The 13,997-nt window shown below is 67.3% G+C and carries 16 protein-coding genes; 10 read left to right on the top strand and 6 right to left on the bottom strand.

Annotation, left to right across the window (positions count from 1 at the left end):
* Positions 1-88 precede the first annotated feature (88 nt).
* The 10 genes from rplS to AC3IMC_RS05610 all read left to right on the top strand — a co-directional run bounded on the left by rplS (position 89) and on the right by AC3IMC_RS05610 (position 8,327).
* Positions 89-448, top strand: a complete 360-nt coding sequence (gene rplS / locus AC3IMC_RS05565) for a 50S ribosomal protein L19 (protein WP_221386880.1) — start codon at positions 89-91, stop codon at positions 446-448.
* Between the two features lie 83 nt (positions 449-531).
* Complete coding sequence (lepB, locus tag AC3IMC_RS05570) at positions 532-1,209, top strand: signal peptidase I (protein WP_490917397.1); 678 nt, start codon at positions 532-534, stop codon at positions 1,207-1,209.
* Positions 1,210-2,031 (top strand): signal peptidase I, encoded by an 822-nt coding sequence (gene lepB, locus AC3IMC_RS05575; RefSeq protein ID WP_490917398.1) that lies wholly within the window; start codon positions 1,210-1,212, stop codon positions 2,029-2,031.
* 2 nt (positions 2,032-2,033) lie between these two features.
* Positions 2,034-2,876 (top strand): ribonuclease HII, encoded by an 843-nt coding sequence (rnhB, locus tag AC3IMC_RS05580; RefSeq protein WP_490917399.1) that lies wholly within the window; start codon positions 2,034-2,036, stop codon positions 2,874-2,876.
* Positions 2,877-2,925: 49 nt separating this feature from the next.
* Entirely contained in the window at positions 2,926-3,252 is a 327-nt protein-coding gene (locus tag AC3IMC_RS05585) for a DUF2469 domain-containing protein (protein ID WP_221386884.1), read from the top strand.
* Positions 3,253-3,353: 101 nt separating this feature from the next.
* The gene (locus tag AC3IMC_RS05590; protein WP_490917400.1) at positions 3,354-3,710 is read left to right on the top strand and encodes a YraN family protein; all 357 of its coding nucleotides are present in this window, start codon (positions 3,354-3,356) and stop codon (positions 3,708-3,710) included.
* Positions 3,710-5,254: a YifB family Mg chelatase-like AAA ATPase gene (locus AC3IMC_RS05595; RefSeq protein ID WP_490917401.1), complete on the top strand. Its 1,545-nt coding sequence runs from the start codon at positions 3,710-3,712 to the stop codon at positions 5,252-5,254. The genes AC3IMC_RS05590 and AC3IMC_RS05595 overlap by 1 nt, the downstream gene beginning before the upstream one ends.
* A gap of 104 nt (positions 5,255-5,358) precedes the next feature.
* Positions 5,359-6,579 (top strand): DNA-processing protein DprA, encoded by a 1,221-nt coding sequence (dprA, locus tag AC3IMC_RS05600; protein ID WP_490917419.1) that lies wholly within the window; start codon positions 5,359-5,361, stop codon positions 6,577-6,579.
* Between the two features lie 46 nt (positions 6,580-6,625).
* Positions 6,626-7,552: a tyrosine recombinase XerC gene (locus AC3IMC_RS05605; RefSeq protein WP_490917402.1), complete on the top strand. Its 927-nt coding sequence runs from the start codon at positions 6,626-6,628 to the stop codon at positions 7,550-7,552.
* Between the two features lie 271 nt (positions 7,553-7,823).
* Positions 7,824-8,327: a DUF3145 domain-containing protein gene (locus AC3IMC_RS05610; protein ID WP_490917403.1), complete on the top strand. Its 504-nt coding sequence runs from the start codon at positions 7,824-7,826 to the stop codon at positions 8,325-8,327.
* Positions 8,328-8,447: 120 nt separating this feature from the next.
* On the opposite strand, the gene fabF is transcribed toward AC3IMC_RS05610, so the two are convergent.
* From fabF to AC3IMC_RS05640, 6 genes are all read right to left on the bottom strand, one after another.
* Complete coding sequence (gene fabF / locus AC3IMC_RS05615; RefSeq protein WP_490917404.1) at positions 8,448-9,683, bottom strand: beta-ketoacyl-ACP synthase II; 1,236 nt, start codon at positions 9,681-9,683, stop codon at positions 8,448-8,450.
* A 173-nt stretch (positions 9,684-9,856) separates the two neighbouring features.
* Entirely contained in the window at positions 9,857-10,102 is a 246-nt protein-coding gene (locus AC3IMC_RS05620) for an acyl carrier protein (protein ID WP_009359314.1), read from the bottom strand.
* A gap of 78 nt (positions 10,103-10,180) precedes the next feature.
* A complete protein-coding gene (locus tag AC3IMC_RS05625; RefSeq protein WP_490917405.1) occupies positions 10,181-11,242 on the bottom strand; it encodes a beta-ketoacyl-ACP synthase III in 1,062 nt (353 codons plus the stop codon).
* Positions 11,239-12,168 (bottom strand): ACP S-malonyltransferase, encoded by a 930-nt coding sequence (locus AC3IMC_RS05630; protein ID WP_490917406.1) that lies wholly within the window; start codon positions 12,166-12,168, stop codon positions 11,239-11,241. Before AC3IMC_RS05630 ends, AC3IMC_RS05625 begins: the two co-directional genes overlap by 4 nt.
* Before the next feature lie 88 nt (positions 12,169-12,256).
* Positions 12,257-13,501, bottom strand: a complete 1,245-nt coding sequence (locus tag AC3IMC_RS05635) for a PucR family transcriptional regulator (RefSeq protein ID WP_221386892.1) — start codon at positions 13,499-13,501, stop codon at positions 12,257-12,259.
* Between the two features lie 168 nt (positions 13,502-13,669).
* Positions 13,670-13,997, bottom strand: a 328-nt coding sequence (locus AC3IMC_RS05640; protein WP_490917407.1) for a transketolase-like TK C-terminal-containing protein, incomplete at its 5' end; no start/stop codon positions are given.

The raw sequence follows: 13,997 nt of genomic DNA on the forward strand, positions 1-13,997 counted from the left end.
CGGCAGCTTCCGGTGCGCTTTCCAGCAGCCGGGCCTGCCCGCCGTGACCCAAAGTGAATGACCTGTGGCGTTCACCAGGAGTGCAATCATGCATATTCTCGACTCCGTCGATGCAGCCTCGCTGCGCAACGATGTTCCCGAGTTCCGCGCGGGCGACACCCTCAAGGTGCACGTGAACATCATCGAAGGCAAGAACACCCGTGTCCAGGTCTTCCAGGGCTTCGTCCTGGGCCGCCAGGGCGATGGCGTGCGCGAGACCTTCACGGTCCGCAAGGTCTCCTTCGGTGTCGGCGTGGAGCGTACCTTCCCGGTCCACTCCCCGATCATCGAAAAGATCGAGGTTGTTACCAAGGGTGACGTCCGCCGCGCCAAGCTGTACTACATGCGCGCACTGCGTGGCAAGGCCGCGAAGATCAAGGAAAAGCGCGACTTCACCGCCGCCAAGTAAGTCTTTTCGGACCTGCACCACATCTGGAACGCGGCCGTGCCGGCAAGCGCCGGAGCCATGCACCAGCGCCAGGATTACGGACCATGGACCAGACAAAACGCCAGCCCCGCACCGTGGGCTGGCGTTTTGCGTTCCTGGCGCTTGTCCTTGCCATCGCGGTCAGCGGGCTGGTCCGCTCGCTGTGGCTGGACGTGTACTTCATACCGTCGGAATCCATGGAGCCGCTCCTGGAAGGCGGCGACCGGATTTTGGTCTCCCGGACCGATTTCCAGGGCGAACCGCTCCGCCGCGGGGACATCATCGTCTTCGACGGGCGGGGAACGTTCGCTCCGCTGAACAGCGGCAAAGGCCCCTTGGCGGACGCCGCCACTGCCGTTACCCAGTGGCTGGGACTCACCGGAAGCGACACGACCTACGTCAAACGCGTCATCGGGGTTCCAGGTGACACTGTGGCCTGCTGCGACGCCGGAGGGAAAGTGACCGTCAACGGCGCACCCCTCGACGAGCCATACATTTTTCCCGGTGACAGCCCCAGCACGCAAAAGTTCACCGCCGTGGTGCCGGAGGGCCGGCTGTGGCTGATGGGGGACCACCGGTCTGTCTCGGCCGACTCCCGCAGCCTTCTCGGCGCCCCCGGCGGCGGGATGGTGCCGCTGGACCGGGTGATTGGCCGGACGGTCCAGGTCCTGTGGCCCCTTGATAGATTTGCTCCAGTATCCCGGCCGCCCGCTGCGGGGCCGACGACAGAGAACGGACGGTAAATGCCCGAGAACCACGCGCCGAATCCCGAGCCCCGCCACGACGGAGCTTCGGAGGTCCCGGCCGCTCCGGCCCCCGACGCGCCCGGTGCAGCTCCCGCCGCACCGGTGCACGCAAAAAGCCGGTCCGCTTCCAAAGCCGAAGGCAAATCCGCGGGCAACCCCCTGCTGGGGTGGTTGAAGGAGATTGCCACGGTGGTGGTGATCGCGGTGGTGCTGTCCTTCCTCATCAAGACTTTCCTGTTCCGGGCCTTCTTCATTCCGTCCGAGTCCATGGTGAACACCCTGGACGTGGACGACCGGATCTTCGTCAACCTGCTCGTTCCGGAGCCGTTCGCGCTCAGCCGCGGAGACGTGGTGGTGTTCCGCGACACCAAGGGCTGGCTGCCACCCGCCCCGGCGAAGACGGAGGGCCCCTTCACCTGGGTCCAGGACGGACTCACCTTCGTCGGCCTCCTGCCCGACAATTCGGAGCAGCACCTGGTGAAGCGGGTTATCGGCCTGCCGGGCGACCACGTCGTGTGCTGTGATGCCGGCGGTAAACTGACTATCAATGGCGCGGCCGTTGACGAGGCCTACATCAATCCCGCCGAAGTGCCGCAGGTCCGCAATTTTGACGTCACCGTCCCGGAAGGCAAGGTGTGGGTGATGGGCGATAACCGCAACCACTCGGCTGACTCCCGGGCGCACATGGAGACCGACGGCGGATTCGTCGACCTCAAGGACCTCGAAGGCAAGGCCGCCGTCATTGCGTGGCCGCTGAACAGGATCAAGACCCTGGACAACTACCCGGACGTGTTCAGGAACGTCCCGGCTGCGCGCTGACCATGTCGTCCGCGCTGGAGACGGGCCACGCAGGGACCGGTGCCCTGCAGGTTCCACCGAAGAAAGCCCCGGGAACACGGACTTCCGCAAAAACGCGGTCCGGTTCGTCCAAGGTATCCGCAAGCACCGGGAAGGCGCCGACGCTGAGGCACGAGCGCTCCTTCAAAGCCCAGGGCGTACGCTTCCTCGCCGGGGTGGACGAGGTGGGCCGCGGTGCCCTCGCCGGCCCGGTCAGCGTGGGCATCGCCGTTGTGGACCTCGAGCGCCAAAAACCGCTGCCCGGCGTCCGCGACAGCAAGCTCCTGAGCCCTGTCGAACGGGAGCGGCTGGAGCCGCTGGTACGGCGGTGGAGCGTCGCCTCGGCCGTGGGCCACGCCAGCGCACAGGAGATCGACGCCCTGGGAATCATCGCAGCCCTCCGGCTGGCCGGAACACGTGCCTGGCGGAGCATCCTGGCCGCCGGTGTCGTGCCGGAACTGGTGCTCCTGGACGGAAGCCATAACTGGCTCTCCCCGGCGGAGCAGCCGTCCTTGTTCGACCAGCCCGCGCTCGAGGCAGACTGCGATGCTCCGGTCCACACAAGGATCAAGGCGGACATGCAGTGCCTGAGCGTCGCTGCCGCGAGTGTCATTGCCAAGGTGGAGCGTGACCACCAGATGAGGGAGCTTCACCAGGAATACCCCGAGTATGGCTGGGACATCAACAAGGGGTACGCCACCGCGGCGCACCGGGATGTCCTGCGGGCGGCCGGCGCCACTCCCTACCATCGGGTCAGCTGGCGCCTGCTCGGCGGGGAACTGCAGGGCGTGGACGATCCTGACGCGGACGGCGCGGGCGAAGACTGACTCCGTCTGCCCGGCGCCAGCCATGCCGGACATGGTGCAAGATGGAAGCATGAGTGCTGAGGATCTTGAGAACTATGAAACCGACATGGAGCTCCAGCTCTATCGTGAGTACCGCGATGTCGTCGGCCTGTTCAGCTACGTTGTCGAGACCGAGCGGCGCTTCTACCTCGCCAACCACGTGGACCTCCAGGCACGCAGCGCCGACGGCGAAGTCTATTTCGACCTGACCCTCCAGGATGCCTGGGTCTGGGATGTCTACCGCTCGGCCCGGTTCGTCAAAAGCGTCCGGGTCCTGACCTACAAGGACGTCAACGTCGAGGAGCTGCCCCGCAACGAGGAACTGGCCCTTCCCAAGGACGTGGACCTGGGCAACTAGGCCCGCCCTGACCTTCCCTCCACACCCGGCCCTGTCCACATACGGCAGGATCCGGGTTTCCTCCGCTGCCACGCCCCCGCAGGCTGGTTGCGGAGGTACACATGAAATCGAAGGACCTTTTGGGCCGCCGCGGGGAAGACCTCGCAGCCGGCCATCTTGAAGCCCTTGGCATGCTCGTCGTCGAGCGCAACTGGCGCTGCCGCGAGGGCGAGATCGACATCGTGGCCCTCGACGGGGACGCCCTCGTCATTGCCGAGGTGAAGACCCGCCGGTCGCTGGACTACGGCCATCCGTTCGAGGCGGTGGGCCCGGAGAAACTCGCCCGGCTGCACCGGCTCGGTGCCGCGTGGTGCCGCGACCGGGAACTGCGGATGCCCCTGCGCCGCGTGGACGTCATTGCCGTGGTGGACGACGGCGGCGGGGAGCCCACGCTGGAACACCTCAAGGGGGTGGGGTGATGGCACTGGGAAGGACCTATTCCATCGCCCTGGTCGGCCTGAACGGCTACATGGTGGAAGTCGAAGCAGACATCGGCCAGACGCTGCCCGCCTTCGTGATCCTTGGGCTGCCTGACGCTTCCTTGAATGAAGCGAAGGAACGCATCCGGTCGGCCGCAAAAAACTCGGGCATCCCTTTGAGCCGCCGGAAAATCACCGCCAACCTCATTCCGGCTTCCCTGCCGAAGCGGGGCTCGGGGTTCGACCTCGCGGTGACCATGGCCGTGCTGCGGGCCGCCGGAGACATCAAGCCCACCGGACGCGCTGTCTTCATCGCCGAATTAGGGCTCGACGGACGGCTGCGCCCGGTCCGGGGAATCCTTCCTGCCGTGATGGCATCCGTGCAGGCTGGCTATCCGGAGATCGTGGTTGCCCAGGCAAACCTCGCCGAAGCTGCCCTGGTGCCCGGCGCGAAGGTGCGCGGATACCGAACCCTGGCCCGCCTGGCCCTCGACTTCGGCGCCGACCCGCAGGAGCTCGCCCTGGACTTCGAACCGGATGACGCCCAGGACGCGGCCGACTGCCCGTTAGACCAGGGTCCATGTCCCGACATGGCGGATGTCTCGGGCCAGGGCGACGCCCGGCGTGCACTGGAAGTAGCGGCTGCCGGAGCGCACCATCTGCTGCTCACCGGACCCCCTGGTGCAGGCAAAACCATGCTGGCAGAACGGCTGCCCGGACTCCTGCCGGATCTCGGGGACCACGAATCCATGGAAGTGACGGCAATCCATTCGCTCTGCGGCCTGCCGGCATCCCGGGTGCAGCTGCTGCGGCGGCCGCCCTTCGAGAACCCGCACCACTCGGCCACCGCCGCGGCCATTATCGGGGGCGGATCCGGCCTTCCGCGGCCGGGCGCGGCGTCCCGGGCCCACCGCGGCGTACTCTTCCTCGACGAGGCACCGGAATACGAACGCCGGGTCCTCGATGCCCTGCGGCAGCCGCTGGAAAGCGGGGAACTGGTCATCCACCGCTCTGCCGGGACTGCCGCTTATCCAGCACGGTTCCAGCTGGTGCTTGCCGCCAACCCCTGTCCGTGCGGCAAGGCATCGGGCAAAGGTCTGGACTGCACCTGCACCCCTGTGATGCGCCGCCGGTACCTTGCCCGCATGTCCGGCCCCCTCCTGGACCGGGTGGACATCCAATTGCAGGTGGAGCGGGTGTCGCTGGCAGATTTTGGACAGGCCGGGGCAGAAGAGGACACTGCCTCGGTAGCCTGCCGTGTCCTGGAGGCGCGCTCGCGGCAGTCCGAACGGCTGCGCGCCTTCGGGCTGGAGACCAACTCACAGGTGCCGGGCCGGATCCTTCGGGGAGAGCTGCGGTTGGCTCCGGCAGCCACCCGGATCCTCGACCTTTCGCTGGAGCGGGGCGTGCTGACGGCACGCGGCTACGACCGCGTCCTTCGCCTGGCTTGGACGCTGGCCGACCTGGGACACCGGCAAACACCTGACGCGAACGACATCGGGCAGGCCCTGGGCCTGCGGCAGGCAGCGGCGGTGGCCGCATGACGGGACATGGAGTTGGAACCGAGCAGGACAACATGCTGGAGCAGGGCAACACGGCAGGACAGGGCAATATGGCGGAACAGGGCAACACGCCGGAACAGGGCAACATGCCGGAACAGGGCAAAAAGGCGGGATTTAGGAAAGCACCCCAGGACGCCGAACGGCTTGCGCGGGCAGCCCTGTCCAGGCTGATGGAGCCCCAGGACGCAGCGGGGCTGGCACTCGTGCAGCTCACGGGAGCAACAGATGCCCTGCGGATCGCCACCGGACAGGTAAAGGCCGGCCCTGGACTGGAGCAGGAGATCGGCACGCTGCTGGCGGACGGCGGCACTGCCACGGGCTGGGCAGGCCTGGCCTCGGCGTTGAAGCGGTGGCAGCCGCGGGTGCCGGACGTGGCGCCCGAGCGGGACCTCGCCACCATGGCGCGCCTGGGAGGCCGGTTGATCGTTCCCTCTGACGAGCTGTGGCCGGCGCAACTGGCGGACCTGGGCATCCAGGAACCCATCTGCCTCTGGTGGCGCGGCCAGGAGCAGCCGCTGCCGGCAGCGGACAAGGCCATCGCTCTGGTCGGATCCCGCGACAGCACCAGTTACGGGGCCTCGGTAACGGGCGATCTCGCCTACGCCCTGGCGCAGCGGGGGTTCACCGTGGTCTCCGGCGGTGCCTACGGGATCGACGCCCACGCCCACCGTGCCGCACTTGCGGGCGGTTCTTCCGCCCTCCCCACCATCGCCGTGATGGCCGGCGGCGTTGACCGGTTCTATCCATCCGGCAACGACGACCTGCTGCGGGCCGTCGCCAACCAGGGCGCGGTCCTCGCCGAGGTGCCACCGGGATCGGCTCCCACCCGGTACCGCTTCCTGCAAAGAAACCGCCTCATCGCTGCCCTCTCGGCCGTGACTGTGGTGGTGGAGGCGCGCTGGCGGTCAGGTGCACTGAACACGGCCCATCACGCCGAAACGCTGGGCCGCGCAGTCGGCGCGGTGCCAGGGTCCGTGCACAGCGCCAATTCGGCCGGCTGCCACCGGCTCCTCCGGGACGGGGGAGCGGTCTGCGTGACCGACGCGGCAGAGGTCGCCGAGCTCGCCGGGCCCAGCGGCACGGCAATGCCTCAACCGCGGCACACACCGGCGGCCGTCCAGGACGGGCTCACCCTGGAAGACCTGATCCTCCTGGATGCGCTGCCGCTGCGCTCCACCACCTCAGTGGAGAAGCTGTCCTCGGTGGCGGGCCTGGGCCTGGAATCGGTAAGGGCAGGCCTTGGCCGGCTCGGACTGCTGGGCCTGGCGGTATCGGAGCGCGGCGGCTGGAAACGGGGCAAAGGATGACCGTGTCCCGCGGCCGTTCAGGGCCGCCAACTGGGACAGTGGAGGGATGGAACATGACGGACTGCCCCGGGAACTCGGCGCAGCATATGATGCCTTCTCCGGCTACCTCTCGGGTGAGCGGGCGGTGTCGGAGCACACCAGGCGGGCCTACCTGGGCGACCTGCACAGCCTCCTTGCCCATGCAGCCGGCGAAGGGGCCGCCGGGCCCAAGGACATCGAACTGGGCACGCTGCGCCGCTGGCTGGGCAGCCAAAGCCAGGCCGGCGCCTCGAGGGCAACCCTGGCACGCCGGTCCGCTACTGCCCGCACTTTTACCGCATGGGCCCTGAGGGAGGACCTGATCGAGGTGGACCCCGCACTGCGGTTGAAGGCACCCAAGCGGGAGGGCTCCCTCCCGGGAGTCCTGCACTCAACCCAGCTCACGCGGTTGCTCGACAAGCTCGAAGCGGCCGCCGCCGGTGGTGAACCCGTTGCCGTGCGCAACAGGGCAATGGTCGAACTGCTCTACGCCACCGGTGTGCGTGTTGGCGAACTGGCCGGAATGGATGTCGATGATCTCGATCCGGACCGCAGGACACTGCGCGTCATCGGCAAGGGCAACAAGGAACGCACAGTTCCGTTCGGCGTTCCTGCAGCCGTGGCCGTTGACGATTGGCTCCGGCGCGGGCGCCCCCTGCTGGCCAAGGAGACCAGCGGCCCGGCGCTTTTTCTGGGCGCCCGCGGCGGCAGGGTTGACCAGAGACAGGTCCGCGCCCTGGTCAACAGCCTCCTCGGTGAGCTGGGGGACACCTCCGCGTCCGGCCCCCACGCCCTGCGGCACTCTGCGGCCACCCACCTGCTCGACGGCGGGGCCGACCTGCGTGCCGTGCAGGAACTCCTGGGCCACAGCAGCCTGGCCACCACCCAGATCTATACCCATGTTTCGGTGGACCGCCTGCGGAAAAGCTACCAGCAGGCCCATCCCCGGGCCTGAACAGCCGTCCCATCCTCGAGGCAGGGCGGACTAATCGCACTGGCGTAATTCCACACGGTACGGCACAATAAGAGTCACGTCCGGCAACTTTCAAGTGCCGCTTGAAGCTCCTAAGCTTGATGCGGCACGGCAAGTCCGGACACAGTTTAATCCACTACAGCTGGACACATCTGAATACCGCGCAGGGAACCACCGCCGCAAAGCAATGCACGGCAGTTCCATCCAGGCAGAGGTCGTTGGGGAAGACGTACCTAGAGCTATGGAGGATGGAATGTCTGTTGCAATGACCCGCGGTCTGTTGTTCGTTCACTCGGCCCCTACGGCGCTGTGCCCCCACGTTGAGTGGGCAGTCGGCGCCGTGGTGGACAAGCGGACGGACCTTGAGTGGACCCCGCAGCCAGCCGCGCCCGGAATGTTCCGGGCCGAGCTTTCCTGGACCGGTACCCCCGGGACGGGTTCGAAGCTGGCATCCTGCCTCCGCGGCTGGGCACACCTCCGCTACGAGGTAACCGAGGAGCCGAGCCAGGGCGTGGACGGCGGCCGGTGGTCGCACACGCCGGAGCTGGGAATCTTCCATGCCGTCACGGACGTCCACGGCAACATCATGGTCTCCGAAGACCGGATCCGTTACGCCTACGAGTCAGGTGCAGGCGACCCCGCAGCCGTCTACCACGAGCTCTCCCTCGCGCTGGGGGAAGCGTGGGACGAGGAGCTGGAGCCGTTCCGCCATGCCGCCGAAGGCGCACCCGTCCGCTGGCTCCACCAGGTGGGCTGACCGCCGTCGTCCGTTCTTCCAGCAGGAACGCAACAAGCAAACTTCCATAGCAAAAGAGGAGGCCCCGCCACAACGGCGGGGCCTCCTCCTGCTTCCGGGGCTTACCCCGGGCCGGCAAACTCAGACGCTGCGGATAGCCACCACGGCGTTGTGGCCACCGAAGCCGAACGAGTTGCTCAGTGCCACGATGCTTCCTGCAGGCAGGTCGCGGGCCGAGGTCACCACGTCCAGGGGGATCTCCGGATCCTGGTTCTCGAGGTTGATGGTGACCGGTGCCTTCCGGTCGTGCACGGCCAGTACGGTCAGGACGGCTTCGACCGCGCCGGAGGCGCCCAGCAGGTGGCCCATCTGGGACTTGGTGGCCGAGACGGCCACGTTGTCCACGTGGGTACCGAGTGCGGCGCGCAGGGCCGTGTACTCCGGCTTGTCGCCAACAGGCGTGGAGGTTGCGTGGGCATTGACATGCACCACGTCCTCGGCCTGGATCCGGCCATCGAACATGGCGGCCTTGAGGGCACGGGTGGCACCGAGGCCCTCGGGGTCCGGAGCGGTGATGTGGTAGGCGTCAGCAGTGACCGACGTGCCGGCGAGCTCGGCGTAGATGCGTGCACCGCGGGCCAGGGCGTGTTCCTCGGCCTCCAGGACCAGGGCACCGGCACCTTCACCCATGACGAATCCGTCACGTGCAGTGTCGTAGGGGCGGGAAGCGCGCTCGGGCTCATCATTGCGGCGGGAGAGGGCCTGCATCGAGGCAAATGCTGCCAGCGGCATCGGGTGGATGGCTGCTTCGGCGCCGCCGCACATGACCACGTCGGCCTTGCCGGAGCGGATCAGTTCCAGGCCAAGATGCATCGCTTCCGTGCCGGACGCGCAGGCCGAGACGGGCGTGTGCGCACCGGCGCGGGCACCCAGGTCCAGGCTCACGGCCGCCGCAACACCGTTGGGCATCAGCATGGGGACGGTCATAGGCAGGACCCGGCGGGGGCCTTTTTCCTTCAGGGTGTCCCAGGCGTCCAGCAGCGTCCAGACGCCGCCGATGCCGGTGGCGAAAGCCACGGCCAGCCGGTCCTGGTCGATGTCAGTGATGCCGGAGTCTGCCCACGCTTCGCGGGCGGCGATGACGCCGAACTGGGTGGAGGGGTCCATCCGCTTGGCCTCGACGCGGCTGAGCACGTCCAGGGCCGGGGTGCTGCACCGGGCAGCGAAGTGGACGGGGAGCTCGTACTTGGCTACCCAGTCGTCCTCCAGGGTGCGGGCACCGGAGACCCCCTTGAGGGCGTTGTTCCACATGGTGGGTACATCGCCGCCGATGGGCGTGGTGGCACCCAGACCGGTAATGACTACTTTGCGTGTCATGGGATCACTCTTTCGTCGGTGGGGAATCCGCCTGCGTCCGCCGCAGGGTCCCGCACGTGTTGATGATCGGCCCAGTCCCGGTCGGGGATAGTGCCGGATAAATGCGGCGGGCTGCCGGTCCGGTCAGTCCGGACCGGCAGCCCGCCAAGCCGAATAAACGGCGGGAGCCTTGACTAGGCCTGTGCTCCGGCGATGAAGCTGACGGCGTCGCCAACGGTCTTGAGGTTCTTGACCTCTTCGTCCGGGATGCGCACGCCGAACTTTTCCTCAGCGTTGACCACGATGGTCATCATGGAGATAGAGTCGATGTCCAGGTCCTCGGTGAAGGACTTGTCCAGCTCGACGGCCTCGGGGGCCAGGCCGGTTTCCTCGTTGACGATTTCAGCCAGGCCGGCCAGGATCTCTTCGTTGCTAGCCATTGATGGCTCCTTTTCTTGTATTGCCGGCAGGGACTGCCGGAAACGGGAGGGGCCGCGGTTGCGGACCCTTGGACGTACTTAGGGAAGGACAACTACCTGCGCACCGAAGACCAGTCCGGCGCCGAAACCGATCTGCAGGGCCAGCCCGCCGCTCAGCGCCGGGTTTTCCTGCAAGAGCCGGTGCGTCGCGAGCGGGATTGAGGCAGCGGACGTGTTGCCGGCATCGGCAATGTCCCGTGCCACTGTAACCGTCTCCGGCAGTTTCAGCTTCTTCACCATCTCGTCGATGATGCGCATGTTCGCCTGGTGGGGGATGAACGCCACCAGGTCTTCGGCCTCGACGCCGGCGGCATCGAGTGCCTGCTGGGCAACCTTGGCCATTTCCCACACGGCCCAGCGGAAGACCGTCTGTCCGTCCTGGCGGAGCGTGGGGTACAGCTCCTGCGCCTCCTCGAGCAGGGCAAGGTCGCCGGTGGAGTCGGACTGCCGCGCAGCCAGGCCCAGGTCGCGGACATCGAGCAGTGAACGGGTCATGCCGATGGCGTTCCACTTGCTGCCGTCCGAGCCCCACACTGACGGTGCGATGCCCGGCGTGTCGGAGGGGCCGATGACGACGGCTCCGGCGCCGTCGCCGAGCAGGAAGGAGATGGTCCGTTCCCGGTTGTCGATCACGTCGGAAAGCTTCTCGGCGCCCACCACCAGGACGTACTTTGCGGCGCCGGAGCGGACCAGGGCATCAGCCTGGGCGATGCCGTAGCAGTAGCCGGCGCAGGCTGCGGAGATGTCGAAAGCCGGTGCCGGGGTGGCGCCCAGGCGGTCGGCCAGGCTGGCAGCTGCAGACGGAGTGGCGTAAGGGTGGGTCACCGTGGACACGATGACGGCGCCAAGCTCGGAGGCCTCGATGCCGGCCTTCTCCATGGCTTCGCGGGCGGCGCCTTCGGCCATGTCGATCACGCTGACCTCGGCCGGGGCGCGGTGCCGGGTCACGATGCCGGTACGCTGGCGGATCCACTCATCGGAGGAATCGATCCACTGGCAGACATCCTCATTGGTGACGATGACATCGGGCCGGTAAGCCCCAAGCCCGAGGATCCGGGTGTGCTCCTGCAGGGGAGCCTGCTTCAGTGTGGGGACGCTCATGCGTTGCCTTCCAGTTCCGCGAAGAGCGCAAGGGCGGCGGACAGGTCCTCGGGGGTCTTGACCGCTACCGTCTTGACGCCGGGCATGCCCCGCTTTGCCAGGCCGGCCAGGGTGCCGGCGGGAGCCAGTTCGATGACGCCGGTGACGCCGCGCTTGACCATGGTTTCCATGCACAGGTCCCAACGCACGGGACGGGACACCTGGGCGATCAGGCTTTCGACGGCGGCACCGCCGTCGGTGACCTCGCCGCCGTCGTAATTCGACAGCAGGGGCACCTTGGGGGCCACCGGGTTGAGCTGGGGCTCCAGCGCCTTCAGCGCGCTGACTGCGGGCGCCATGTGGCTGGTGTGGAATGCACCGGCAACCTTGAGGGGGATGACGCGGGCCTTCGCCGGCGGGTTGTCGGCCAGTGCCTTCAGCTGTTCAAAGGTTCCGGCGGCAACAGTCTGGCCGGCTCCGTTGACGTTGGCGGGAGCAGCGCCGGACGCCTCAATGGCTGCCAGTACTTCCGCCGGGTCACCGCCCACCACCGCGCTCATGCCGGTGGGCGTTACCGCCGCGGCCGCGGCCATGCTGTTGGCTCGTTCGCGGACGAACGTCATGGCTTCCTGCTCGGTCAGCACGCCGGCGAGTGCAGCTGCGGTGATTTCACCTACGGAGTGCCCGGCCAGGATCACGGGAAGGGAATTGAGTTCGACGTCGAAGAGCGAGGCTGCCGTGACCAGGCCGGCGGCAACGATCAGGGGCTGCGCGACGGCAGTGTCCTTGATGGTTTCCTCGTCGGAGGTGGTCCCGTGCGCGATCAGGTCGATGCCTGCGATGTCACTGAGGGAGGCCAGCTGGCCTGCCACCGAGGGCAGTTCCAGCCAGGGGGCCAGAAAACCCGGGGTCTGTGAGCCCTGTCCAGGGCAGACTATTGCAAGCACGTAACCAGCTTTCCAAATTACAGTGTGATCCAGCGGTGTTTCTCCGCACCAAGCTCACGGGGTCAGGTTGTAGGAAGTCTACAACGTGTCAGCCTTGGTTCCGGGACGCCTGCCGCTCCGTGGCGGCCTTGGGCGGGGCCGAAAGCCGGCCCACCACGAGCGCAGCCTGGAGCACGAACGCCTCGCGGGGCAGCAGTGGGTCCCAGCCGGTAACGTCGCAGACGCGCTTGAGCCGGTACCGGACGGTGTTGGCGTGGACAAAGAGTTCCCGTGCCGTCGCCTCCAGCGAATGCCCCAGTTCCAGGTAGGTGCCGAGGGTCTCCACCAGCCCGTTCGATGCTGCCAGCAGGGGCCGGTAGATGTTCTTGACCAGGGAGCGCCGGGCCGCGTCGTCGCCGGAAATCACCCGTTCGGGGAGCAGGTCGTCCGCCGCGACGGGACGGGGCGCGGAGGGCCACGCGCGGGCGGCTGTCAGGCCGGCGAACGCCGACTGCGCGGATCCGCTGGCTTCCAGGAGCGAGCCTGCTTCGGGGCCATAGACCACAGGCCCGGGGGCGAACATGTCGCTGAGCTTTACATAGGCGGTCTCGCGGTCCTGCACGCCGCCCAGGATGAGGATGAGGCGATCACCCTGGATGCCTACGAGCGCGTCCTCGGCGTACCGTCCTGCCATCCGGCGCAGTTCGCTGACGTAGCTGGCGCTTGGTTCCGACGGCGAATTGCCCACCATGACCGTGAAGCGCTCCTGCGCCTTCCATCCCAGTGCTGCGATCCGGGACCGCAGGGCGTCGGTGTTCTCGCCGCGGAGGATGGCGTCGACGATCAGGGCTTCGAGCCGGGTATCCCAGGAACCGCGGGACTCTGCGGCGCGGGCATAGACGTCGGCGGCCGCGAAGGCCACCTCCCGCGAATAGCGGAGGACGGCTTCGCGCAGGGAGGGCTGGTCGGCCTCGGGCGCAATGACGGGAACCTGGTCCTCCACCACTTCCACCACGATCCGGATCAGCTGCAGCGCCTTCTGCAGGCTGATCGAGCGGGTGAGCTCGGTGGGAGCAGTTCCAAAGACGTCGGTCAGGATCCATGACGGCGAGCTCGGGCGCTCATACCAGGTAACAAAGGCGGCTATGCCGTTCTGCGCCACCATCCCCAGCGCTGAGCGCTCATCCGCACTGAGCCTGCTGTACCAGGGCAGCGATTGTTCCAGTTTCCGCATGGTGGTGGTGGAGAGCTGGCCCACGTTGGCCCGCAGCTGCTTGAGGGTTTCGGACTTCTCCGGGGTGACCTTCGGCGGGGACGGTTTCCGCTTTGCGGACGGGCTTGCTGGTGCTGGCATTCTTTGAGCATACGGCCAGCGCCCCGCAAGCTCCATTTGTGCGAAGGCTACAATTCGCTTTGTGCTGCGTCACAGCGTTGGAGCGCCTATGCAGCGAACGACGGCGGCCCTCACCTTGTGGGTGAGGGCCGCCGTCGTTCATGGCTGGTTTTGCTGTCCGGCCTAGGGCTAGGCCTCGCCGCCCGCATTGCCGGTGGTGCCGGCGTTGACGTTGAGCAGCTTGTACTTCTCGATCGCCTTCACCGGGGAGTCCACGTCCACTTCGCCGCGGCGCGCGAGCATCTCCAAGGCACGGACCACGATGGAGTGGGTGTCGTTTTTGAAGAAGCGGCGGGCTGCTGCGCGGGTGTCGGAGAAGCCGAAGCCGTCGGCGCCGAGGGTGGCGTATTCGTTGGGGACGAATTGCCGGATCTGGTCGGGGACGGCTTTCATGTAGTCGGAGACGGCGACGACGGGGCCGGTGGCGCCTTCGAGCTGCTGGGTGACGAACGGGACG

The sequence above is a fragment of the Arthrobacter sp. E70 genome, assembly GCF_058266945.1.

Excerpts from the sequence above, each read along its gene's own strand:
- rplS (WP_221386880.1), top strand. The coding sequence starts at position 89 with ATGCATATTCTCGACTCCGTCGATGCAGCCTCGCTGCGCAACGATGTT.
- lepB (WP_490917397.1), top strand. The coding sequence starts at position 532 with ATGGACCAGACAAAACGCCAGCCCCGCACCGTGGGCTGGCGTTTTGCG.
- lepB (WP_490917398.1), top strand. The coding sequence starts at position 1,210 with ATGCCCGAGAACCACGCGCCGAATCCCGAGCCCCGCCACGACGGAGCT.
- rnhB (WP_490917399.1), top strand. The coding sequence starts at position 2,034 with ATGTCGTCCGCGCTGGAGACGGGCCACGCAGGGACCGGTGCCCTGCAG.
- AC3IMC_RS05585 (WP_221386884.1), top strand. The coding sequence starts at position 2,926 with ATGAGTGCTGAGGATCTTGAGAACTATGAAACCGACATGGAGCTCCAG.
- AC3IMC_RS05590 (WP_490917400.1), top strand. The coding sequence starts at position 3,354 with ATGAAATCGAAGGACCTTTTGGGCCGCCGCGGGGAAGACCTCGCAGCC.
- AC3IMC_RS05595 (WP_490917401.1), top strand. The coding sequence starts at position 3,710 with ATGGCACTGGGAAGGACCTATTCCATCGCCCTGGTCGGCCTGAACGGC.
- dprA (WP_490917419.1), top strand. The coding sequence starts at position 5,359 with ATGCCGGAACAGGGCAAAAAGGCGGGATTTAGGAAAGCACCCCAGGAC.
- AC3IMC_RS05605 (WP_490917402.1), top strand. The coding sequence starts at position 6,626 with ATGGAACATGACGGACTGCCCCGGGAACTCGGCGCAGCATATGATGCC.
- AC3IMC_RS05610 (WP_490917403.1), top strand. The coding sequence starts at position 7,824 with ATGTCTGTTGCAATGACCCGCGGTCTGTTGTTCGTTCACTCGGCCCCT.
- fabF (WP_490917404.1), bottom strand. The coding sequence starts at position 9,683 with ATGACACGCAAAGTAGTCATTACCGGTCTGGGTGCCACCACGCCCATC.
- AC3IMC_RS05620 (WP_009359314.1), bottom strand. The coding sequence starts at position 10,102 with ATGGCTAGCAACGAAGAGATCCTGGCCGGCCTGGCTGAAATCGTCAAC.
- AC3IMC_RS05625 (WP_490917405.1), bottom strand. The coding sequence starts at position 11,242 with ATGAGCGTCCCCACACTGAAGCAGGCTCCCCTGCAGGAGCACACCCGG.
- AC3IMC_RS05635 (WP_221386892.1), bottom strand. The coding sequence starts at position 13,501 with ATGCCAGCACCAGCAAGCCCGTCCGCAAAGCGGAAACCGTCCCCGCCG.